General features: G+C 45.6%; 18 protein-coding genes. 11 read left to right on the top strand and 7 right to left on the bottom strand.

All coding sequences use genetic code 11. The features are described 5' to 3' along the window. Positions 1 to 62: 62 nt before the first annotated feature. A complete protein-coding gene (locus OH460_RS01730) occupies positions 63 to 551 on the bottom strand; it encodes an Lrp/AsnC family transcriptional regulator (RefSeq protein ID WP_061031933.1) in 489 nt (162 codons plus the stop codon). Positions 552 to 829: 278 nt separating this feature from the next. On the opposite strand from OH460_RS01730, the gene OH460_RS01725 reads away from it, so the two are divergent. After that, positions 830 to 1000: a hypothetical protein gene (locus tag OH460_RS01725; protein ID WP_004736895.1), complete on the top strand. Its 171-nt coding sequence runs from the start codon at positions 830 to 832 to the stop codon at positions 998 to 1000. Between the two features lie 61 nt (positions 1001 to 1061). On the opposite strand, the gene OH460_RS01720 is transcribed toward OH460_RS01725, so the two are convergent. Then, positions 1062 to 1232 (bottom strand): hypothetical protein, encoded by a 171-nt coding sequence (locus OH460_RS01720; protein WP_408683768.1) that lies wholly within the window; start codon positions 1230 to 1232, stop codon positions 1062 to 1064. A 474-nt stretch (positions 1233 to 1706) separates the two neighbouring features. Between OH460_RS01720 and OH460_RS01715 the strand changes: the two genes are divergently transcribed. Then, positions 1707 to 2228 (top strand): MerR family transcriptional regulator, encoded by a 522-nt coding sequence (locus tag OH460_RS01715; RefSeq protein ID WP_269994483.1) that lies wholly within the window; start codon positions 1707 to 1709, stop codon positions 2226 to 2228. Between the two features lie 71 nt (positions 2229 to 2299). Here the strand turns inward: OH460_RS01715 and putP are convergent, their stop codons facing one another. From putP to OH460_RS01695, 4 genes are all read right to left on the bottom strand, one after another. Beyond that, positions 2300 to 3790, bottom strand: a complete 1491-nt coding sequence (gene putP, locus OH460_RS01710) for a sodium/proline symporter PutP (RefSeq protein WP_061032388.1) — start codon at positions 3788 to 3790, stop codon at positions 2300 to 2302. Positions 3791 to 3973: 183 nt separating this feature from the next. Then, the gene (locus OH460_RS01705) at positions 3974 to 4678 is read right to left on the bottom strand and encodes a hypothetical protein (protein WP_004736898.1); all 705 of its coding nucleotides are present in this window, start codon (positions 4676 to 4678) and stop codon (positions 3974 to 3976) included. An 11-nt stretch (positions 4679 to 4689) separates the two neighbouring features. Then, the gene (putA, locus tag OH460_RS01700; protein ID WP_269994482.1) at positions 4690 to 7827 is read right to left on the bottom strand and encodes a bifunctional proline dehydrogenase/L-glutamate gamma-semialdehyde dehydrogenase PutA; all 3138 of its coding nucleotides are present in this window, start codon (positions 7825 to 7827) and stop codon (positions 4690 to 4692) included. A 181-nt stretch (positions 7828 to 8008) separates the two neighbouring features. Further along, positions 8009 to 8833, bottom strand: a complete 825-nt coding sequence (locus tag OH460_RS01695; protein ID WP_017071242.1) for a helix-turn-helix domain-containing protein — start codon at positions 8831 to 8833, stop codon at positions 8009 to 8011. Between the two features lie 483 nt (positions 8834 to 9316). Here OH460_RS01695 and OH460_RS01690 point away from each other — a divergent pair, with 483 nt between their 5' ends. The 3 genes from OH460_RS01690 to OH460_RS01680 all read left to right on the top strand — a co-directional run bounded on the left by OH460_RS01690 (position 9317) and on the right by OH460_RS01680 (position 13616). After that, complete coding sequence (locus OH460_RS01690; protein ID WP_269994479.1) at positions 9317 to 10420, top strand: PEGA domain-containing protein; 1104 nt, start codon at positions 9317 to 9319, stop codon at positions 10418 to 10420. Positions 10421 to 10624: 204 nt separating this feature from the next. Then, on the top strand, positions 10625 to 12457 hold the full coding sequence (locus OH460_RS01685) for a formylglycine-generating enzyme family protein (protein WP_269994477.1): 1833 nt from the start codon (positions 10625 to 10627) through the stop codon (positions 12455 to 12457). 376 nt (positions 12458 to 12833) lie between these two features. Continuing rightward, entirely contained in the window at positions 12834 to 13616 is a 783-nt protein-coding gene (locus OH460_RS01680; RefSeq protein WP_081090313.1) for a helix-turn-helix transcriptional regulator, read from the top strand. A 127-nt stretch (positions 13617 to 13743) separates the two neighbouring features. Here the strand turns inward: OH460_RS01680 and pdxH are convergent, their stop codons facing one another. Then, positions 13744 to 14379 (bottom strand): pyridoxamine 5'-phosphate oxidase, encoded by a 636-nt coding sequence (pdxH, locus tag OH460_RS01675; protein WP_269994473.1) that lies wholly within the window; start codon positions 14377 to 14379, stop codon positions 13744 to 13746. A 167-nt stretch (positions 14380 to 14546) separates the two neighbouring features. Here pdxH and OH460_RS01670 point away from each other — a divergent pair, with 167 nt between their 5' ends. The 6 genes from OH460_RS01670 (at position 14547) to OH460_RS01645 (ending at position 24075) form a co-directional block, all read left to right on the top strand. Next, on the top strand, positions 14547 to 16427 hold the full coding sequence (locus tag OH460_RS01670) for a sensor histidine kinase (RefSeq protein ID WP_269994471.1): 1881 nt from the start codon (positions 14547 to 14549) through the stop codon (positions 16425 to 16427). Positions 16428 to 16480: 53 nt separating this feature from the next. After that, positions 16481 to 17794 carry a sigma-54-dependent transcriptional regulator gene (locus OH460_RS01665; RefSeq protein ID WP_269994684.1) on the top strand — a complete coding sequence of 438 codons (1314 nt, stop codon included), beginning with the start codon at positions 16481 to 16483 and terminating at the stop codon, positions 17792 to 17794. Between the two features lie 112 nt (positions 17795 to 17906). Further along, the gene (locus OH460_RS01660; protein WP_008217986.1) at positions 17907 to 19298 is read left to right on the top strand and encodes an HlyD family type I secretion periplasmic adaptor subunit; all 1392 of its coding nucleotides are present in this window, start codon (positions 17907 to 17909) and stop codon (positions 19296 to 19298) included. Positions 19299 to 19357: 59 nt separating this feature from the next. Further along, positions 19358 to 20026 (top strand): transglutaminase-like cysteine peptidase, encoded by a 669-nt coding sequence (locus OH460_RS01655; RefSeq protein WP_269994467.1) that lies wholly within the window; start codon positions 19358 to 19360, stop codon positions 20024 to 20026. A 5-nt stretch (positions 20027 to 20031) separates the two neighbouring features. Beyond that, a complete protein-coding gene (locus tag OH460_RS01650) occupies positions 20032 to 21942 on the top strand; it encodes a bifunctional diguanylate cyclase/phosphodiesterase (RefSeq protein ID WP_269994466.1) in 1911 nt (636 codons plus the stop codon). An 18-nt stretch (positions 21943 to 21960) separates the two neighbouring features. Next, complete coding sequence (locus tag OH460_RS01645; protein ID WP_137407953.1) at positions 21961 to 24075, top strand: type I secretion system permease/ATPase; 2115 nt, start codon at positions 21961 to 21963, stop codon at positions 24073 to 24075. The last annotated feature ends 134 nt before the right edge of the window (positions 24076 to 24209 follow it).

Genomic DNA, 24209 nt, shown 5'->3' with positions numbered 1-24209 from the left:
AATGGAAGCTCATTAGCTTCCATTTTTTATATCTATCACAACTGGCTCAAGCCAGGAGGGCACTAATTTAAAGTCGCTAACAGTTCAGGGTTCACACCAAAGCCCTTTTTATGCTCTTCAATCACCACTTCACTGCGCGTCTGAATCACACCTGGCAAGGTACCTAACTTGGTGGCCATAAATGCTTGATAAGCTTTCATGTCTTTCACTCGAACCTTGATCATGGTGTCAAAGTCTCCCGACAACGAATAACACTCTTCCACCTCTGGCATCATTTCTACAGCTTGAGCAAACTTATCAAAAATCGAAAAGCTGGTCTGATCCAAGCGAATATGGATAAACACTTGAACATCGAGCCCCAACTTCTCGGAACACAGCTCTGCGTGGTAACCCGTGATGTAACCCTCTTTTTCTAATCGCTTCAATCTATCAGAGCAAGGAGAGGTCGTTAGGTTAACCTGCTTGGCCAACTCAACCACAGGCAAGCGCCCTTTCATATGCAGAATTCTTAGTATCTCTTTATCGATACGATCAAGCTGATGCTGAGACATAACATTCCTTAAACATTCTAAATTCGGCTCAGTATATTCCATACCAAGAGCAATCGAAGAAAACCCCGCTCACACATTTAAAAACTAAACATACAAGCCACATTCACACCAAATATAAATTCATACAAATAGATAACAATCGTTATAAATCAAACTCTGGCTATTAACAAATTATTATAGAAATGACCCGATAAACAAATAAGTTGAGCCAGAAACGAAAGAAAGGATATATGGCAAAGTGAATAATAGAATTATCAAAGAGAAAGGATGACTCTATTATGAAAACACAAGAACTCGCATATAAACCCTACGGTATCGGCTCATGGACACACGTAACAGTGTCAAAAGATGTAGCTCAAGCACTCGCTAATGAATACTCAAACTATGGATGGGAAGTAAAAATTGATGGCAATGCCATTAACAGCGAGATCGCGCTTAAAGCAGCTTAAATGACAAAAACCTCCCAAACGGAGGTTTTTTTGATATCGGTTAGTAAGCACTTACCATCAGCTAAGCTAAGCCAACTTGAGGAACTGCACTTCCCGTTTCACAACGGCAGTTGCATGTGCGACAAAAGTGCTGCGTTTCCATATCGTAATATAAGTTGCCACTAAATAGCTTTGACGTCCATTGCAACATACGGCCAGAGGTTGTCTCAGGCTCTGATTCACAACGTTTCATTATAGACTTATGTAGTGTTGTTTTTTTACATCCTTTGCAATAGAGATCAGGCATACCTTTGTCCTATAGGTCTTAAGTGGTTACTGACAATTGACACATCATGTCCAATTCGGTTCCACAATTCACCGAGCTAATAACAAAAGTGAGCGCCAAGTTCAAAAATTCGCCACTTTTCTGTTTCATTTTTTGACATCACACGCCATTGAGTAAGTTGATCTTTCCCTTCTCACGCAAGATCCGATCGCTTCAATTTACATTGTAAAACCCCATAACCGCTCGATCACGTCGGATTTCATCCCGATCTTAAGTACGACAAACGTCGAACCTCAGTAACAAAATACCGATATCGTAGGCTGTTCAAATTGCCGAATCCAAACTACTCACCTATACACCTTTATACGACGCGATTAGAATACTCGGCTATCAATAAACATGCCTGTTTAGTTCACGCTCTCGCAACCAATAAGGTTGAACATGCTCACTGTCACTCAAATTGCCAAGGCCTACAACATCTCTCGTACCACCATTCTCTACTACGAGCGTGCCGGGCTGCTTTTACCTCACAGCCGCTCCGATAATGGATATCGTTGGTATGGAAAAAAAGAGCAAGCTCGGTTAGAGAGCATTATCTCTTACCGATCGTTTGGTTTATCTATCCAGGAGATAAGCGCTCTGCTTGATCGCACAGACGATGTGAAACAAGAGCAGACACTAGTGAATCAGTTCAACGCCTTGGAAAAGGAAATTCAGAACCTACGTCAACAGCAGAAAGCGATTGTGATGTTGCTTGAACAACCTCAGTTGCTAGAGCAGAAGATGCTGACAAAAGAGCGCTGGGTACGGGTGATGGAGAATGCTGGGTTTGACGAAAAGGATATGAAGAACTGGCACAAGCAGTTTGAAAGGATGGAGCCTACCGCTCACCAAGAGTTTTTGGAATCTTTGAATATCGATGAGCAAGAAGTCGCGAGCATCAGAGAGTGGTCAAAAAAATAGAGCCACCGAAGTGACTCTATTGTTCTTTGTTTATATCTTTTGCTAATTCGCTTGTATTTTTACAATGTAAATTAGTCTAGCTCTACTAGCTTCTTCTCGAACTCAGCGTGTTGCGCTTTCACTTCGTCTTCTGGCTCGCCAGTAATTAGGCTCACGATAACGATAGATAGAGTCGATAGAATGATTCCCGGTACGATTTCGTAAACGTCGAACCAACCGCCAGTGAACTGCTTCCAAAGTACGATAGTCACACCACCAACCACGATACCCGCTAGAGCGCCGTTACGGTTCATACGAGACCAGTAAAGGCTCATCACGATAGCTGGGCCAAATGCCGCACCAAAACCAGCCCAAGCGTAAGACACAAGCCCAAGTACAGAGCTGTCTGGCGTCATCGCTAGGAATAGCGCGATAAGAGAGATGATGATTACCGCAAAGCGACCCACACGAACGATCTCTTCAGATGTCGCATCTTTCTTAAGTACTTGCTTGTAAAGGTCTTCTGCCATTGCAGATGAAGATACAAGAAGTTGTGAATCTGCAGTACTCATGATTGCCGCAAGGATAGCCGCCAGTAGAATACCTGCGATTACTGGGTGGAACATCGCGTTAACAAGAAGCATGAAGATCTTCTCACCATCGTCTAGCTTAGGCGCGCCAGAGTTAGTCACGTAGATAAGACCAACCAGACCCACTAGCATTGCACCAACCATAGACAGAGCAGTCCATACCACCGCGATACGACGCGCTGTTGCTAGGTCTTTATTAGTACGTGTTGCTTTGAAACGAGCAAGGATATGCGGCTGACCGAAGTAACCAAGACCCCAAGCCGCTAGCGAGATGATCGCGATAGCAGATAGCGGTTCACCTTTCGCATCATTCCATAGCGTTAGAAGCTCTGGGTTGATGTTGTGAAGATCAGTCGATAGCTGACCAAGACCACCGTTCATCGCTGCAATTGGTACAATCAATAGCGCAGCAGACATCAGTAGACCTTGAACCAAATCCGTCCAAGATACCGCAAGGAAACCACCAAATAGCGTGTAAGAAACCACACATACTGTGCCGATGATTACCGCTGTTGTGTAATCTAGACCGAATACCGTTTCAAACAATTTACCACCCGCTACCAAGCCAGAACTTGTGTAGAAAAGGAAGAATAAAAGGATAAAGAAAGCAGAAATTGTTTGGATCAGCTTAGAATTATCATTGAAACGACGAGATAGGAACTCAGGTAGTGTCAGTGACTCTGTCGTAATGCTGTAAGTACGCAGACGCTTAGCACTGATTAACCAGTTCGCCCAAGTACCAACTAGCAGGCCACCAGCAAGCCAGAATGCTTCAAAACCAGCAGCGTAAGCGTAACCCGGTAGACCAAGTAGTAGCCAACCACTCATGTCTGATGCACCAGCAGAAAGTGCAGCAGGCCATGGGCCTAGCGAACGACCACCAAGGAAGTAGTCTGTTGAGCTAGAAGTACGTTTGTAAGCAATAACACCGATTGCCAGCATCATAATTAGATACGCAATGAACGTCGTCGTTATTGCAAAACTGTTTTCTATCATTTGATAGTCCTCATTTGTAAAAAGCCTTCCATGCCTAATTCAATGCAAGACACTCACCGTAAAGGCAAGCGAGTGCATTGAGTTAGGTATTGAGGCTCCAAGGCACAATGAGTTAAAACCAAAGGTGGTGAAACCAACAATGGAGAAAACAAAAGTGCTTAGAGCCAATGTTACTGAAGGTTAGTGAGCTTCGCTTCCAAGTTCGAGCAAGGTCGCGTTACCGCCCACGGCTGTTATATTTATAGTTCGCGTACGCTCGGTAATGAAACGCAGCGATAGGTGTGGATCGTGAGCAACATGCATTGCTGTCAGATCCGTTTCAGCTACTAAACTGACGATGGCACCGTCACGCTTAGCAAGTTGTAAATTGATAGCTTGAGCCGTTTGTGAGTTACCTACGTAACCTGCGCTACGTACATCGCAAGACAGCAGCTGTTGAGCCGCGTCGTACGAAGCAACCTGCACCAAGTTCGTCGGTAAATTCGCTTGTTTCGCTGCATCAGCGATCAAGGTGTTGAATTGCACGTCATCACTGCACAATTGCACGCTGTTACCCGCTAATAGTGCTGCGGTAATCATCGCGGTTGCTGTTTGCAGTGCTGGCTCTTTGTCTTGGCAATCATCAACAATCACCAAAGCCACACCACGTCCTGCAGCATACAGCTCGTTTGTTTCACCAGTCGGGCCAGCCATTAGGTGCTGCTCAGAAAGCAGCGCAGACGCTTGCTCTAGGTGATAAGTTGCCACTGCCGCCAAAGACGTAGATTGGCTTTCGATCTCTGATTTGAATGCAAGTACCTGAGCACTCTTATGATCAAAATCGGTAAGATTCCATTGTTCCCACGCCAAGAAAGCATCAGAAAAACCTGTCACTTGATGAACCATGATACTGCTCCTTATGCCTTGTCTTGTGATTGAGAGAAATGAACATCAGTAAAGCGGTATAGGTAGTGAGGACCACCCGCTTTAGGGCCAGTACCAGACAAGCCTTGACCACCAAATGGTTGCACACCAACAACAGCGCCGACCTGGTCACGGTTGATGTAACAGTTACCCACACGAACGTGTTTTTCGATCCAACGGTAAGTTGTCTCGTTACGGCTGTGGATGCCCATGGTTAAGCCAAAACCGGTTTGGTTAATTTGGTCTACCACTTGCGCCAGTTCACTCGCTTTGAAGCGAACGATATGCAGCACAGGACCAAACTGCTCTTCTTTCAAACAGCTGATGTCATCGATTTCAAATGCACTTGGTGGAACAAAGTCACCATGTTCACAATCCGCTCCTAGAGAAAGTTGAGCCACTTTCTTCTGGGTCTTGGTCATGTTTTCTAGGTGCATCATCAACTTCTGCTTCGCGTTTTGGTCGATAACTGGGCCCACATCCGTTTTATGAAGATGTGGAATACCAACGCTTAGCTCATCCATCGCACCGTGAATTAGTCCAATCACTCGATCTGCAATGTCTTCTTGAATGTAAAGCACACGTAGCGCAGAACAACGTTGACCTGCTGAAGCAAAGGCAGAACGAATGACATCACGAACCACTTGTTCAGGCAGTGCAGTACTGTCGACAATCATCGCGTTCTGACCACCGGTTTCCGCGATAAACGGTACTGGTTTAGCGTTGCGGCTTGCTAGTGACACGTTAATGCGTTGTGCAGTTGGGGTTGACCCCGTGAAGGCAACGCCTGCAATCGCATCGTGGCTAGTTAGCGCACTGCCGATCTCTGCACCACGACCAGGTAGAAGTTGAATCGTGCCAGCAGGGAAGCCCGCTTCGTTCATCAGTTCAACCGCGCGAGCCGCAATCAAGCTTGTTTGCTCTGCAGGTTTCGCCACAACCGTGTTACCCGCCACTAGTGCAGCTGTAATTTGGCCAAGGAAGATCGCTAGTGGGAAGTTCCAAGGGCTGATACAAACGAATACACCACGACCTTGCCGCGAAGCGATTCGAGTTAGACCATCAAAGCCTTTTAGCTCAAAACCTTGTAGGTTGTTCGCTTGTTTTGCGTAGTAACGACAGAAGTCGACCGCTTCACGTACTTCATCAATGCTGTCGTGAATCGTCTTACCCGCTTCTTGATGACAAATTGCCACCAGCTCAGCCAGGTTCTCTTCCATCAGATCAGCTAGCTTCTCAAGCGCTGCGGCTTTGGTTTCAACCGATGTCGCATTCCAATCAGCAAATGCGGCGTCTGCACCAGTGATCGCTGCGGAAACATGATCAAGGTTTGCAAAAGCCACCTGACCCACGTTAATACGACGATCGTAAGGTGCTGTTACTTGTTCAACATTCTGATCAGCCTTGATCATGCTTTCGGCAAGAGATTCGCCGTTGATCACAGGTCCAGCAGTCCATTGATTGTTCAAAAAGCCTTTTACTTGCTCTTCAAACTGATGCGCTTCGCTTTCGATATCAATGTTCACACCGTATGAGTTCTTACGCTCAGGGAATACCGCTGGCGGCAGAGGAATCTTAGTGTTGTTCAACGTATCGAATGCCAAAAGCATATCGACTGGGTGCTGTGTCAGCTCTGCCACAGGGCAACGAGCATCAACCAAACGGTGTACAAACGAGCTGTTTGCACCATTCTCTAACAGACGACGTACTAGGTATGGCAGTAGATCTTTATGGCTACCAACTGGCGCGTAAATACGTACCGACTGTTGGTAAGCTTCCATTGCATGGTTGTAAAGTGAATCACCCATACCGTGTAAGCGTTGGAATTCAAAGTCTTTATGGTCTGTCATCACTGCAATAGCAGAAACCGTATGAGCATTGTGGCTAGCAAACTGCGGGAAGATATTGCCACGAACACTTGGGCTCAATAGATAGCGCGCACACGCTAGGTAGGCCACATCTGTCGCTTCTTTGCGAGTGTAAACTGGGTAGTTATCGAAACCTGCTTGTTGTGACCACTTGATCTCACTATCCCAGTAAGCACCTTTAACTAGGCGAAGTGGGATTAAGTCACCCTGCTCTTTTGCTAGGCGGTTTAGCCAAACTAGAACTGGTAACGCACGCTTTGAATACGCTTGAATAACCAGACCAAACTTACCCCAGCCTTTCACTAGCTCGCTGCGGTACAGTTTTTCGAATAACTTAAGCGAAAGCTCTAGGCGATCCGCTTCTTCTGCATCAATCGTGATCGCAACATCAAGCTCAATCGCACGGCGCAGTAACTGCTCTAGCGTGTCGCATAGCTCAGTCAGTACGCGGTCTTCGTTCGCCACTTCGTAACGAGGATGAAGTGCAGAAAGCTTGATAGACACAGATGGCGCTGGGCTAGATTTTGAAGAGACATAAGTGTCTCGACCTACGGCTTCAATCGCCATTAGGTAATCTTTAAAGTACTTATTTGCGTCAGCTGTAGTCAGTGCCGCTTCACCTAGCATGTCGTAAGAGTAGGTAAAGCCTTTGTCGCGCATAGACTTACCGTTCTTTTGCGCTTCAGCAATGCTGCGGCCAAGAACAAATTGGTGACCCATCACTTTCATCGCTTGGTGCATCGCTTTACGAATTACCGGCTCAGAAAGCTTGTTCACTAAACGGTTAACCGCTTGTCCAGCACTCTGCTCATTCGATGAAAGTCCAACCACCTTGCCTGTTAGCATTAAGCCCCAAGTCGAAGCGTTAACAAAAACCGAATCAGAATTCTTTAGGTGAGACTTCCAATCCGCAACGCTTAGCTTGTCGCGAATCAGTGCATCAGCCGTTGCTGAATCAGGAATACGCATCAAGGCTTCCGCCAGACACATCAGCAAGATGCCCTCTTGAGTATCTAAGCTGTATTCAAGCAACAGTGCATCGATCATCTGGATAGAAGTCTTATCCGCACGGATAGCTTCGATCAAAGAAGTCGTTTTGTCTGTGATTTGCTGCTTTTCAGACTCAGAAGGGGTAGCTAGTGGCAGAAGTTGCTCTAGCCATTGGGTTTCATCCACCATATATAATGGTGAGATAAGCGACCATAGATCATCAAGCGACTGCTCGTTGAATTCTGGCTTTAACACATCAGTAGCTGTAAACATGCGTTTTCCTTAATCTCACACCCGGAATTAGCCCGGGATCTCTACAATGGCTGCAGTGTATTTAGAGTATATAAGGAATACTTGTCAAAAACTCCGAGTTTTTTGCTAAAAACTCGCTTTATTAACAAAACAAACACAATGTCACATATGAAACTTTAATATAATATGCCGTTTCGTTTCACTATTTAACAGAAATTTGCTTTTTGTATTGAGATGGTGACATGCCTTGAAGGCGTGAAAATGTGTGGGTAAAAGAGGATTGACCGGAGAATCCAGCAAGTTCTGCGACCTGACCAAGGCTTAAATTCCCTTGTTCAATAAGACGTCGAGCACGGTCGATTCGCTTACCTAGTACATACTGGTGAGGAGTAATGCCCATTTGCTCTTTAAACAACATATGGAATTGGCTTTCGCCTAAGAACACGCTACCTGCAAGTTGCGCGACTGAAATCTTACTTGCTAAATGTTGCTCGATGTAACGATCAAGCGCTTCAAGATCGAAGCGCGAATCCTTAACTGACGTTTCAAATGCCGAGATGTGCCTTTGCATTAAGGCGATCACCGTGTCATTGCAGGCTCGGCTTAACAACAGATCATCAGGACTCGCCTGCATCTCTTGTACCAGCATATGAATAAGCTTTTGAATTTGCGCATCTAATTGGAAATAGACGTTCGAAGACTCGAGCTGATTAATCTTCTCTAGCATCAGCGGGTCGTCATCACTCGGCACGGGCATGTTAAGCACCAAAATATCGGACTGACCGACCACACCACCGAAAGCATGATCAGAGCTCGCCGTCACCACACAACCTTGTCCAGGGCCGACAAGATTCCCCTTACCACTGACTTCAAATTCAGCCTGACCTTTTAAACCAATCACCACCTGAGAATAATGGTGATCGTGGCAATCCATATGCGATGGCAAAGTGATGATCTCAGCAGGACGAGGGCCAGTAAGGCCTAGCGGAGAAAGGTCTAGGTTAGGAAAGGGTAAAGGTTTAGACATGACAGACAAATACTCGGGTCAACATACTAAGAATAATACTCTTAAATGCGCATAAGATGAATTTGTAAATGTTCTTGAGAGTTATTTGCTCGCGTGAACGAAAAGATCATTATCGCGATCATCATGATCATGCCTCCGGAAAGATGATCAAGAGTGTACAAACTACGGGCTATGTAAAATCAATATTTCCAGTACTTTTTTATAAATTCCAACCTCATTATCCAACCAACTCGAGATGACTCATAAATGAGAATTCAATCATCAGAACATCGCTGAAAAATTTGCTTCTATAGCTCAAACAATTCGCATAAAACTTATAAAAAGTGTATCCAAAGTACCGAAACGCGGCATTTGAGTAGATTGAAATACAATAAAACGGTATAAAGACGGATACTGTGTTAATTGCTAATAACTAGTGACTCACAACTAGAAAGCAGACACATTATCAATGAGCCAATTTCAATCTATAAGTTGCAGGGACCTATGACTAACTTTCGAATTTCAGCGCTTTTACTTGCGCTATCCCCACTTTGGGTATCTGCATCGGTATCAGCTGAAGAACTGAATCAAGTCGATCCCGTTTCAGCCATCGATGCAAAAATAACAGAGAAAAACTCAGATATTGAGCGTATTTCAGTAACCAAAGTATCGGCGACTGAGAACCTAAAACAACTACAAAACACAAACAGTAAGTTGTTGCGCGAAGGTGAAGAACTTAAGGCAAAACGTAACAGAGCCAAGTCTGTACTAGACAAACAGTACAGTCGTCTACTTGAAGACCCAGAAACGGACCTGGTCTCCTTTCAAAAAAGCTACCAAGATGCATGGGCTGCAGTTAAAGAAAATCAATCGGCTCAGCTAGACAATCAACAAGCGATGAATGAGGGTGAGATTCACCTTTCTCAGATCAAACAGAAGCAAGCTCGAATGAACAATGAGCTGGCAAGCCTGAGAGAGTCAAAAGTTGAAGCTCGCGTAAAACGTATCGCAACAGAACTGCGTGAAAGTGCAGTTTTGGAAACTAGCTACACCACCACATGTGAATCCACAATGACCCTTGGTGAGTGTACTGCTCAGGGTAAATACCTAACGAACCAAAAAGCGGTGCAAACGTTCAAGAGCCAGTTACTTGAGCAGCTCACAGAAAGCACTCTGGCGAAGCAGAACTTGCAAGGCGTTCAGCTGAACATCCACGTTCAGGACAGCCAGCCAATCAAGAGCGGTTTCTCTGGCAACAACTCTTACTTCATGCAGATGCAAGCTCAACTGCAAGCAAAACCTGAAGCGGTTGCCGCATGTAACCTATTGAACGTTTCAACACGCTACTGTTTAACTGGCAGCGATGCGGCTGCAGTTAAAAAGAGCGACAAGAAATGGGCAAACGTAACCGTGCGTTCTGACCAATACAACGACTCTGTGACCATCAACGGTATTAAGTATGGCAGCACACCTCTTGAGGTAGCGCTACCAAGCGGTCGTCATCAAGTAACTATCTCTAAGCAAGGTTACGAGTCATACAACCGCACAGTTACCATCAACGGCAGCGACACTATCTGGGTTAAGCTTCTTCCTAGCAAAGAAAGCTAATTCCCTCAGTAGAAGATCGCCATACCGATTTCACAAAGCTGAATGAACACTCGCCATTTTGTTGATAGTTATAAACTGTTGATCGTTATAAACTTTTACGGTCGTTATAACCTTGTTTTATCGTTATAAACAGTAACTACAGACGAAATGGCGTTGTCGTTTAGAATAGTCGATTAACCTAAATTACGATTGAAGTAGCCCATCATGCGCCAAGGTTTTCCCACTCTATTATTTGCACTTGCTCCCTGCTTAATGACACCTGCTGTTTTCGCTGAAGCAACACCACCAGCAATCACGGCCGCCTCTGTTACTGATCTTGAAAGTTCGCTTTTCGAAAAGCACGCCGAGTTAACGGCTATCGAAAAGAAAGTCGCGGACAAACAAAATCAAGTCGATAACCAAGCACAGCAAACGGCACGTCTTGCTAAACTCTCTGTAGAAGCAGAACAAAAACTTGCAGCGGCCAAAGCAAGCCTAGAGCAAGATTATACGCGCATGATTGATGAGCCAGACTTCGATATCTCGACGGCTCAAAATCACTTCCAAGACGCATGGAAAACCGTGAAAGAAGGCAAACTTGCGGTTTCTGACTCAGAACAGAAGCAGCAAGGTTTGGCTATGGAGCTTGAAGCTATCCAAGCCGAGAAAAGAGCGACAGAAACAGCCATCGCGCAGCTAGAGCAAGACAAGCTAAGAGCAAGAGCCGATCGACTCAGAAACGAGATCACCCAAACACAAGAGCAGACGGTCAGCTTTACCAACCGCTGCAGCAGCGACATGACATTGGCGCAATGTGCTGATCAAACGGTAACACTAGCGCTTCAAAAAGCAGTAAAACAGTTCCAGCACAACCTCGTTGATAACACGACAGAGTCGAAAACTGTCAAACAACACTTGGCATCGACATCACTGAATATCCACGTGCTACAACACAAGGTGACTTCCTCTGGTTTCTCAGAAGATAACCGATACAGAGCTGTGATTGCTGCGAATCTAGAAACTCGCCCGGATAAGAACACACCTTGCCGCCTACTTGGTATTCAATCGTCTAACTGTTTCACGCAAACCGATCAACAAGCCAACGACCAACAAAAAGAGGTCGCTTGGGTCAACTTAGTGGTTCGCTCAAATCAGTACAACGACAAAGTGTTAATCAACGGCGTTAACTACGGCAGCACCCCTGTTGAAGTCATGCTGCCAACGGGCCCACACATGGTGACGATCGAGAAAGAAGGTTACATCTCTTTCCACCAAGAGCTAAAAATAACTCGCGATCACAACCTAAGAGCAGTGTTACAAGCCAAGCAAAATACGTTAAACGTGGGCACCAAGTTTGCGGACCCGATGAAAGATAGCACTCAGAGCCCTGAAATGATCGTTGTGGGGTCTGGTCGTTACCTACTGGGTGAAAACAGCGCCAAGCAAGTGACAATAAAACAGCCGTTTGCCTTAGCTGCAACCCCGACACGTGTACAAGACTTTAGAGCGTTTGTAGAGAGCACTGGCTACCAAACAGATGCAGAGCTAATGAATACCTGCGATACCTTCGCTAATGCTGAAATTACCTCTGTTGCCGACAGCGACTGGCAAAAACCAGGCTTCAAGCAAGCAGACAACTCACCAGTAGTTTGTGTCAGTCAGAATGATGCGATGGCCTACGCTCGTTGGTTATCCAAGAACACTGGCTTTACCTATCGCTTGCCAACACCACAAGAGTGGGAAGCGGCAGCAAGAGCAGGCCAAGAAACCAACTTCTGGTGGGGTAATGAATTCCGCACAGGTAAAGCGAATACAGGCTGGGCTGGTACACCTTGGTCAAACGTCAGTACGTCTCCTGTTAAATCATTCATGCCAACACCAACGGGCTTCTACGACATGGTCGGCAATGTATGGGAGTGGACAACCGTTCAAAAGGGCCTAGCCAAAGGTGGCGCGTGGAGCTTCTCTCCTGAAGAGGCCAAAGCATTTAACGAGCTATACGTTGCGCCTTCAACAGCAGCCAACTACCTCGGCTTTAGAGTGTTACGAGAGCTGTAATCTCTCGATAGCTCGCCCATTACTTTAAAATATTTACTCTAGGCTCTCATTTATCGCATTGAATCGTGTTTATAGGGGAATTCCCCCCTTATGCATAGGTACGCCTAGGAGTAAATTCGTCGATAGAGTAGTAAGTCACTCTGGGTATCTAACTGATGCCTCAGCTTAATTTACCTGACCCTCGTAAATTAAGCTGAAAATCTTCTACATGTCGACAAGGCATAACTTGTCTTTGGCCAGCCCCTCTTCAGGCTGGCTTTTTTTTGCCTATTGAACACGCAGTTCGCCGACCTATCATCCGTGAATCACGCAGTTATTCAGCACTTTGATTAACGAAAACTCACCCAGCCTTTTCTACACGTACTCCAACCTGTAATTGCCATTGCAGAGCAATAGTAAACTGATATCATTGCAACATCGCAACACACGAGAGAAAACCTTGCCAGAACCACTAAACCCCATACATCGTTCTTTATTCGAACAACTTCCAGGCTGCTGGGGCTGTAAAGATACTGACTCTGTTTTCGTATACGCAAACCTCGCTTACAACCAATTGATCGGTTTGAAGCCGGGCGAGAGTTGTACCGGCTTGACGGACTTCGATATGCCGAGCCAAACCATCGAATGCGCGCAAGACTTTAGAGCGCAAGACAAGCATGTAATGGAAACGCGCTCGACGCTTAAAATCCTTGATATTCACCCCTACCCCGATGGACGCTGGCACGCGCATATCTTCACCAAAACGCCTTGGCTTGATGACAACGACAACGTACAAGGCACTATCTTCTATGGACAGGAGCTGACTGATACCGCGATTTTAGAGGTGGGTCACTGGGTATGTCAGGCAACTTGCGCCAAAGACAATCAAGCTTCGATCGCAGGCTCAACACCGCGTGTGTCTAAACTGCAAAAGAAGCTGACCTCACGTGAATCAGAGGTACTGTTCTTACTGCTTTTCGGTAAGAAGCCTCAATACATTGCATTGACATTGAACATCTCAATCAAGACGGTCGAGGGGCATGTCGCTAGACTAAAGCAAAAGTTCGATGCACGTAGTAAGAGTCAGTTAATCGAGTATGCATTGGATTCAGGATTAGGCTCTGTGATTCCTGAAACCTTACTCAAGAAACAGATCTCAGTGGTTCTACACAGCGACTGATTAACGACTCACAGCGCCCATAGAGATAAAAAGACAGACAAAAAAATACCGTTGATGTGGATGAACACAAGATCAACGGTATCTTCCTAATTTTACTGTCTTTACTGCTGAGTCCAACAGACTCAAACTATGGCGCTAGGCGATCAATGTCCCAGCTGTTGTCTTGGCGTGAGAACAAGAAGCGATCATGCAGACGGTGCTCACCACCTTGCCAAAATTCAATGCTATCGACGCGCACTCGGAAACCACCCCAGAAAGAAGGAACCGGAATCTCGCCTTTCGCAAACTTCTGTTTAAGCTCTAGATACTTGCCTTCTAAGATGCCACGTGCAGAGATACGGCTACTTTGCTTACTTGCGATAGCTGCCAATTGGCTCTCTTTTGGACGAGACGAGAAGTACTTCATGTTTTCCATCGCTGTAAGCTTCTCAGCCGTACCAGTAACATGAACTTGTCGCTCTAAAGGATGCCAAGGGAAGTGCAAACTGATCTTGCTGTTGTGCTCAAGTTGCTGCGCTTTGCGGCTACCTAGGTTGGTGTAAAAAACGAAACCATCTTTATCAACATTCTTCAGCAAAACAATGCGCTGGAATGGCTGTCCATTTTCATCAACCGTCGCCACTGTCATTGCCGTCGGATCCGTCAACTTAGCTTCAATCGCTTGCTCTAACCAAAGGTTAAATTGCTCAATTGGGTCTGCGGCTAAGTCTTTACGTCTCAATCCACCCTGAGCGTATTCACGACGAATGTCTGTCAGTTCCATTTGGTTGCTCCTTTTAATTTTTTTGTGATTCTGCGCCGTAATCCTTTGAAACACAAGTCTAAGCCTTGGTTTTGTCTCATAGAAGGTGCTCTGTGTTAACGAGATCTCGGTACGCCAACCGTCATATTGATAGTCTATATGTAAACTGATTGTAACTTGAGTTTCTCGTGTCTAAAAAACTGTCTAACCTGATCACGCCTTTTGTATTTTTCTCATTGATATTGGGAGCGGCAGGGCTAACTGCTACTCACTTTTTGGCAGGTCAATACCAAGAGCAAGTTGTCACACAACAACTCAACGAAGCAGCAAACAAAGCCAACCTACAGATCGACTCTGAGTTGGATAAATTCAAGCAAATCCCAGATCTTCTCAGCCACGATCCACGCCTGTTGTCCTACTTTGACGAATCATCAAAGACCGACAAAATCTCCACAGCTGAACTCAACACCTTGTTATTCGAATGGTCGGGGCAAAGCCAAGCCGATACCATCTACATCCACGATCCGAGCGGCACAGTGGTTGCCTCAAGTAACTATCGAAAGCCTCGAACTTTCGTTGGCGAAAACTTCGCGTTTCGCCCCTACTTTGCGTCCGCAATAAAAGGCCATAAAACCCAATATGTCGCACTCGGCGCTCGCTCTGATGTACGAGGCTATTTCTTATCTTCACCACTCTATATTGACGATAACATCGTAGGCGTCATCACGGTGAAAGTAAGCTTAGAAAACCTAGAAAACATTCTAACTAGCGACGAATTTGAGATTGTGGTGCTTGATTCCAACCAAGTGGTATTTCTCTCTAGTCAGACACCTTGGCTTTATCACTCATTGCTACCATTAACGGATCAACAGCAGCAAGATATCGCAGCGCAACGTCAATACGGTCAAAACAAAATTTCGATCATTGATGCGTTTAACTCTTCGAGCCAAACAACCGATGCAAGCAAAGCGCTTACTGCAAACCAGTTATTTAAACTTGGAAATTTTAACCTATATCCTGCCGTTATCAGTGACAACCAGTACCAAGTTGTTGCTATCAAGGACACAAGATCTGAACTGCTCAAGGTGCTGCAGATCGACGTTATCTTCATTGTGATTTACAGCTTAGTCATGCTGATTGCTTGGTCGTGGCGACAAACCTACCTCACGAAAGTGGCACTGACTGAACTCAATCAGAACCTAGAGCAAACCGTGGATAAGCGAACTCAATATCTGAAGCAATCCAATCAACAACTTCAACAGACACTCTTTCAATATCAAGAGTCTCAATTGAAGTTAAAACAGACAGAGCAAGAGCTAACGCAAACCGCTAAGTTAGCCGTGCTGGGTGAGCTGTCAGCCAGTATTAATCATGAAATTAATCAACCACTTGCTGCGCTTAGAACCTACAGCGAAAACAGCGTCAAGCTGCTTGAGATGGGACGTTCAGACTTAGTAAAAAGTAATCTGGATAAAATGATCGCGCTAAACACCTCGATTACCGAGATCATTGCACGCCTTAAGGTATTTACGCGTAAGGTAACCAAGCAAGAACATCATGTAGCGAATCTGCATCAAGCGATCAACAATGCCACCAGCATTCTCAGCGCGCTGATGATCAAACAAGGCATCACCCTAAGATTAAGTACCGTGCCAGATGACATTAACATCGCGATTCACCCAACCGAGCTTGAGCAAGTGTTGGTTAACCTGATGCACAATGCGACACAAGCGCTTTCGCAACAAGCCACACAACAAGTAGTACTTCAAAACGACTCGGAAACTCAAGAAGGGAAGCAACCGACCATTCCTCAAATCGGCGTAGAGTGGCAGCTTAATAATGATGCCTGCCAACTGATCATTTGGGATAACGGGATTGGTATCGCCAGCGACAAACTGGAACATTTGTTCGACCCGTTTTTTACCACTAAGCCTGAAGGATTAGGGCTCGGACTTTCGATATCGAAGCGAATCATTGAAGCCTATCACGGCACGATCAGCGCAAGCCAGCTCGAGCCTTCAGGCATGGTATTCTCTCTGAATATTCCACTGTACCAAAACAAAGGCTAAAGGATTGTTATTAATAGCTTTCTTCAACATTAAGGACTCAACACTTGCACTCTATGCCTAAACTCTACTTTGTCGATGATGAACCCGCAATTCGCGACTCAGTAGAACAAGCCATGCTCATTGAAGGTATCGACATTGTCTGCTTTCCTAATGCGATTGAGGCTCTCAAGCAGATTAATATCACGCAAGCAGGCATTGTGATCACCGATATTCACATGCCAGTGATGGATGGCATTCAATTTACGCAAAAGCTGTTGAGTCAAAATCCGAATTTTCTAATCATCGTACTGACTGGACACGGCGATGTGCAAACCGCCGTTTCAGCGATGAAGTCCGGTGCTTATGATTTTCTAGAAAAACCATTTGTGGTTGATGCCCTGCTTACCGCAGTAAGAAAAGCAGCAGATAAGCTCGCCTTGGTTGAAGAAAACAACCTGCTTAGAAAAGAGCTCGCGATGCAGAATCAGGTTGGCCCAAAACTGATTGGTCAGTCTCAATCAATGCAGACATTACGCCGCGAATTAATCACCTTAGATTGTAAACAGAACCCGCTATTACTGTTTGTTGGCGACATAGGCACTGGCAAACGCATCACTGCGCAGTACACCCACGATTTACACAGCCAACCAACAGCGGAGCTTTGTCCGATTGCTGCATTTAATTTACCGCGCAATGACGAATCGACATTTCACCAATTCGTGCTTCAATTATTCCAAAAGCATCAAGGTGGAACGCTCTATATTCATGAAACAGAAGCATTAACTTCACAACAATGGCAGTGGTTAGCGGCTCTAAAACCGACTCTACTTCGTGAAAACTCATGCAAGACCAATGCAACTTGTATCATTATCGCAACTACTGTAGTACCGACTACAATTACAAATGAGCTGCGTCGATTTAATCTATTACCATTAGCACAAAGAACGGAAGATATCGGGTCTTTGTTCAAACACTTTGCTCGAGGTGCAGCAAGTCGTTATCAGCTGCCTCCGCCGGTAATCACAGAAAAAGAGATTCAACGCTTGATAGCTACGCACTGGAGCGAAAATATCCGTCAGCTTCGTCAACATGCCGAGCTGCGAGTGCTAACTCAGGTGAAGCAACCAGCACTCGACGATCAAGAGTCAGATCAAGCAGACAATCCAGAACAAGCGGATGACGGTTCGCTAGACGTCAATATTGAAGAACAACAACAGTCATTAAGCCAACGTACCGACAGCTTTGAACAAATCCTCTTGATAGAAGCACTGCATCGCCATCAAGGGCGCTTAAAAGACGTACAACAAGAGCTGCAAGTGTCGAGGAAAACCCTCTATGACAAGCTAAGAAAGCACCAACTCGACAAAACAGATTTCAAAAACAGATAAGAGTTAAAAAATATATAAATTCAAATATTTAAAGGAGCAATTTCTTAACATTTATCAAAAGTAAGAATACACTCAATAGGCTTGCACTTTTATTCAGCAAACAAGGACTGTTATGAGCCAGAAGAATTTCAGCAAATTGAACGAAACCGAACTTGAGTACGTCGACGATAAAACCGCGGCACTACTACTCAATACGCCGACCAGTGCGCGTATCATGTTGTGGATGATCGTTCTGTTCTTTATTGCTGCTATTGGGTGGTCCGCTTGGGCGGAGATCGACAAAGTTACTGTCGGGCAGGGCAAAGTGATCCCCTCTTCGCAGATCCAAGTCGTGCAAAACCTTGAAGGTGGTTTAGTTAAAGAGATCTTGGTTAAAGAGGGTCAACAGGTTCAAAAAGGCCAACAACTGCTATTGATCGATGACACTCGATTCCGCTCTGACTTCCGTGAGCGTGAGCAGCAAGTTGCCAACTTAACCGCCAACGTATTGATGCTTTCCGCATCGTTAACCAGCGTAGTAATCAACGAGGACTTTAACGAAAAAGAGTGGAAGAAAAGTGTCACTCTTGATTATGGAAAACTCGCTTTCCCGCCTAAGTTCTACGAGGTTCAACCTGATCTGGTCAATCGTCAAAAAGCAGAGTACCGCCAAGATTTAAACAACCTTAAAAACCAACTTTCCGTTTTTGATCAACAAGTTGAACAGAAACAACAAGACCTTGTCGAGATCAAAGCGCGTGTGCGAAACCTAAAGCAGAGTTACCAATTTGCTCGCCAAGAACTGGACATCACCAAACCGCTTGCCGACGAAGGCGTGGTACCAAGAATTGAATTGCTTAAGCTGCAACGACAAGTCAACGATACTCGCCGAGAAATGACCTCAAGTGAGCTTAAAATCCCTCTGCTACGCTCTGCAATCAAAGAAGCTATGCTCAGCCGTATCGATGCGGCGCTCAACTTCCGCTCTGAACAGCAAGAAAAGCTCAACCAAGCACAAGATAAACTCTCGGCACTGACTGAATCTGCGGTTGGCCTCGAAGACAGAGTAAACCGTACAGTTGTCGTTTCTCCAGTAACCGGCACCGTTAAAACGTTAGGTATCAATACAGTGGGTGGTGTAATCCAGCCAGGTATGGACATCGTTGAGATTGTACCGACCGAAGACTCCTTGCTGGTTGAAGCAAAAATTGCCCCACAAGACATCGCATTCCTGCGCCCTGAACTGACCGCCATTGTTAAGTTCAGTGCTTATGATTTCACTAAATATGGTGGCTTAGAAGGTGTGTTGGAACACATCAGCGCCGATACGACACAAGATGAAGAAGGCAACAGCTTTTACATCGTGCGTGTACGTACCGAGAAACATAATTTTGGACAAAACGAAGAGCTGCCAATCATTCCTGGTATGACAGCCTCTGTCGATATCATCACGGGTAAAAGAACCGTACTTGAGTACATGTTGAAACCTATCCTCAGTGCTCAAAATAACGCATTGAAAGAGTAAGGACGTTTGATGGTTAACAACGCCTTTCAATACATAGCAAACCAGCAAGAGCTGAGGCCATGAAGTCTCGAATATCGCTGTTATTGCTCGTCCTCACCTCTTTTACTTCTGTCGCTCTCAATAAGAACGACCAAAGATGGATCGATGCGGTCACACAAACCTACGGTGAGAGAGCCGGAAAGCGCGTGGCTACTTGGCGTTCAAATATGACGTCATACGATGGTTTAAGCGAGAAAGAGAAGCTTAGGTCAGTTAACCAATTCTTCAACCAGATGTACTTTGTCGACGACAGTATTCTCTGGGGAAAAAACGACTACTGGGCGACCCCGCTGGAGTTTCTAGGCAGTAACGCAGGTGACTGTGAAGACTTCACCATTGCGAAATACTTCTCTCTGCTTGAGCTAGGCGTTCCAGATAAGAAGTTGCGATTAGTGTACGTAAAGGCACTGGAGCTAAACCAATTCCACATGGTGTTGGCTTACTACTCCACACCGAGTGCAGAGCCACTAATTTTGGACAACTTAAACCCTGAGATAAGGCGCGGTTCTAAGCGCCCTGACCTACGACCAATTTACAGTTTCAACGGTAAAAACCTTTGGCTAATAAAGTCAGCAGCAGGCAGCGGCAAACTAGCAGGGAAATCTTCAAGATTGAGCTTATGGAACGACTTACGTTCCCGTGAGCGCTCTCTAAAATTAAACAAACCCATTATCAATTACGATGAGTAGGTACAATGACTTTATATAAACAGCTTGTGGTCGGGATGGTTGCGGTGTTCATATTACTGATGACGTCAGTCTTTATGATCGAATTCAATACTACTCGTGGATACTTAGAGGAGCAGCAACGCTCTGAGGTAAGTAATACCATTAATACTGTTGGACTGGCTCTCGCCCCTTACCTTGAAGAAAAGGACAAGGTATCGGTAGAGTCTGTTATCAACGCCCTGTTTGATGGCAGTTCTTACTCGGTCGTACGATTGATTTTTCTCGACAGCGGTGAAGACATTATCCGTTCATACCCTGTAAAACCTTCGGGCGTGCCCCATTGGTTTACCAATCTCAACCTATTTGACCCCGTTCATGATCGCCGAGTGATCACCAGCGGTTGGATGCAACTTGCTGAGGTAGAGATCGTCAGCCATCCGGGTCCGGCCTATGATCAACTGTGGCAAGCCTTTACCCGCTTATTAAGCATCTTTGGTGTGATCTTCTTACTCGGCTTGATCTCGATTTCATGGATCCTTAAGCGAGCACTACGCCCACTATCGATGATCATCACCAAAATGGATCAGATCGCTAAGAACCAATTCGGTGAGCCATTAACACGTCCTAAAACAAAAGATCTGATCTTGGTGGTTGATGGCATCAATCACATGTCGACTCAAGTTGAACAAGCCTTTAAAAACCAAGCAAAAGAAGCCCAGAAACTGCGCGAAAGAGCGTACATTGACCCGGTTTCTCAGCTGGGTAATCGCGCTTACTACATGTCGCAATTAAATCAGTGGTTAGAAGAGTCGAGTTTAGGTGGTCTTGCAGTACTGAAAGCGGAATTTATCAGCGAAGAGTACGACGAGAAAGGCTATCAAGAAGGTGATGCGTTAGTTCATCAACTAGCAGAACAACTGCAAGCTTCTATCTCATCACCAGACATCACCATCGCACGTATTTCTAGTGACGAGTTTGGTTTCATTATGCCAAACATTGATGAAAGCGAACTTAAACTAGTCGCAGGCAGCATCGTCAACTGTATTCAAAGCCTAGGTTCAGATCCTACAGGCATGGCAAATCCACACATTGCATTGGGTGTAACGTACAGCAACAAACGTAAAACCAGCACTGAAATCATGTCTTTGGTCGATAACGCGCTGTCTAGTGCTAAAGCGAACCGTGAACTCGCTTACGGCTACGTCACTGCTGACGACCATGGCGCAGTAATGGGTAAACAACAATGGCGTATGTTGGTTGAAGAGGCGATCATCAATGACCTTGTGACATTCCGCCTACAAGCTGCGAACAACGCGTTTGGTAAAACCTATCACCAAGAGGTGTTCTCTGCGATTGAGAAAGATGGCATTCGTTACGGTGCCAACCAGTACCTATACGCACTAGAACAGCTTGAAATGAGCCACATTCTCGACCAATACGTTATCGAGAAGATGATTGAGAAGCTAACAGCACAAGAGGTGACCAGCCCAATCGCAATCAATATCTCACCAAGCAGTATTTCTCAACCAAGCTTTATCCGTTGGATTGGTAAAACGCTTGAGCAAAACGCTTCAGTCGCTCACCTGCTACATTTTGAGATCCCAGAAAACTGTTTCATCAACGTTCCGCACTACACAGCACTATTGTGTAACACCATTCGTAATGCTGAAGCTGTGTTTGGTGTCGATAACTACGGACGTAACTTCCAATCACTGGACTACATCAACGAGTACCGTCCTAGCTACGTGAAGCTAGATTACCTGTTCACGCATAACTTGGACGATGAGAAGCAGAAATTCACGCTCACGTCGATTTCACGAACGGCTCATAACCTTGGTGTCACCACCATCGCATCTCGAATCGAAACTCAGACTCAGTTAGATATCTTGTCTGATAACTACGTAGAAGTATTCCAAGGCTTCATTGTTGATAAATAGTTGTAAGGGTTATATCGCATGCAAGATCCACTATTGAACTCATTGATCTACGTTAGCCGATATTACGGATTAGCGAACTCGCCTGAGGCGTTGGTCAATGGGTTGCCACTATCAGACGGAAAGCTAACCCCTTTCCTGTTTCCACGTTCGGCAGAACGTGCGGGGCTAGTGGCAAAAGAAAACCGTTCCGACTTAGATAACATCCCACACCTAATTTTGCCGGCGGTATTATTGCTAAAGCAGGGCGAAGCGTGTGTGCTCAACAGCATCGACCTTGAAAAACAAGAAGCTGAAATCATCACTGCTGAGAGTGGAATGGTGCCAATCATCATTCCTGTTGCCGAACTTAAAGAGCAGTTCATTGGCCGCTACTTCTTAGTGAAAAAGCAGTTCCGCTATGACGAGCGTTCACCAGAAGTTCTGAAAACACGCAAAGGTCACTGGTTTTGGAGCACCATTTGGGAATCGAAAAACATCTATCGTGATGTGTTAATTGCGTCGATTCTTATCAATATTTTTGCGATTGCCGCACCGATGTTCACGCGTTTGGTATACGACAAAGTAGTACCTAACCTTGCATTTGAAACTTTGTGGGTATTAGCGAGCGGCATTTTCGTAGTCTTCCTGTTCGACCTACTGTTAAAGTTGATGCGTAGCTACTTCATCGACGTTGCGGGGAAAAAGTCCGATATCCTGATTTCCTCCAAATTGTTCAGCAAGGTACTTGGCATTCGTATGGAAGCAAAACCAGCTTCAGTTGGTGCCTTCGCGAAGAACTTGCAAGAGTTTGAGTCAATTCGAGAATTCTTTACCTCGGCGACGATCGGCTCTCTGATCGACTTGCCTTTCGCGCTCATGTTCCTTGCCTTAATCTGGCTAATGGCGGGCAATTTAGTGTTTGTTCCAGTGGCAGGTGTGGTGATTCTGATCATCTACGCGCTGCTGATTCAAGGTCCATTGCGTCGCACCATTGAAGAAGGTTCACGCCTAGCCTCTCAGAAGTATGCGAACTTGATTGAGAGTTTGGCGGGCCTAGAAACCGTTAAGCTATTCAGCGCACAGAGTCAGTTCCAATTCCGCTGGGAAGAAGCCGTTGCTCACATGGCGAACTGGAATATTAAAAGCCGCCGTATTACCGACAGCATCCAAAACACCGCAGGCTTTGTTCAGCAGAGTACCAATGTAGGAATGATCATTTTTGGTGTGTATCTAATTGCTGAAGGCGAACTGACAATGGGTGGTTTGATCGCTGCAACTATGTTGAGCGGCCGTGCGATTGGTCCTCTTGTTCAATTGTCGCTGCTTTCTACACGTTACAACCAAGCCAAATCTTCAATGACGCTGATTGAGCAAGTGATGTCGATGCCTGATGAGCAGGAGGAAGGTAAGCGCTACATTCACCGACCAATCATCCAAGGTCATATTGCGCTAGATAAAGTGACTTTCCACTACCCTGATTCCCCCGTCGCTTCAGTGCGAGATCTCAGCCTGACCATCGCACCCGGCGAGAAGGTGGCGATCATCGGTCGTATTGGTTCAGGTAAAACAACCCTAGAACGCCTGATTATGGGCCTGTACAAGCCCACAGAAGGCCATGTACGCATTGATGATACCGATATGGAGCAACTTCACCATGTCGACGTACGACGCAATATAGGCTGTGTACCGCAAGACAGTAACCTATTCTATGGTTCAGTCAGAGATAACATTACTCTAGGCCGCCCTTTGGTGGACGATCGTGATGTGATGGATGCAGCGAACCGTGCGGGTGTGACAGCCTTTACTCAGCAAGATCCTGCCGGTCTAGAGCGCCAAGTGGGTGAAGGTGGTGGTTTGCTTTCTGGTGGTCAACGCCAGTCAATTGCGATTGCCAGAGCTTTCTTAGGCCGCCCTCCGGTGTTGCTAATGGATGAGCCAACCAGTGCGATGGATAACCGTTCAGAAATGCACATCAAGCACCAGCTTAGCCAACTGCTACCAAGCGAAACGCTGATCCTTATCACTCATAAAACCTCTATGTTAGACGTTGTAGACCGAGTCATCGTAATGGAGAAAGGCAGCATAATAGCTGATGGTCCGAAAGCGAAGGTTCTGTCCGATCTAAAACAAGGTCGCGTCAGAGCAGTTAGCTAAAGCCAGTCATCAACACAATCACCAAAGGGGAGCGAATGCTCCCCTTTTTTATTCCCTTAAACCGTGACAAAAGGGGAACAAAGTAACTGAACATTTTCTTATTTTCTCGAAGTTAAGTTGAGTAAAATACCAGG

It is taken from the genome of Vibrio sp. Makdt (genome assembly GCF_027587015.1).
Taxonomy (GTDB): domain Bacteria; phylum Pseudomonadota; class Gammaproteobacteria; order Enterobacterales; family Vibrionaceae; genus Vibrio; species Vibrio chagasii_B.
The sequence above is the reverse complement of the archived record's forward strand: the minus strand, read 5'-3'. Positions and strand labels throughout refer to the sequence as shown.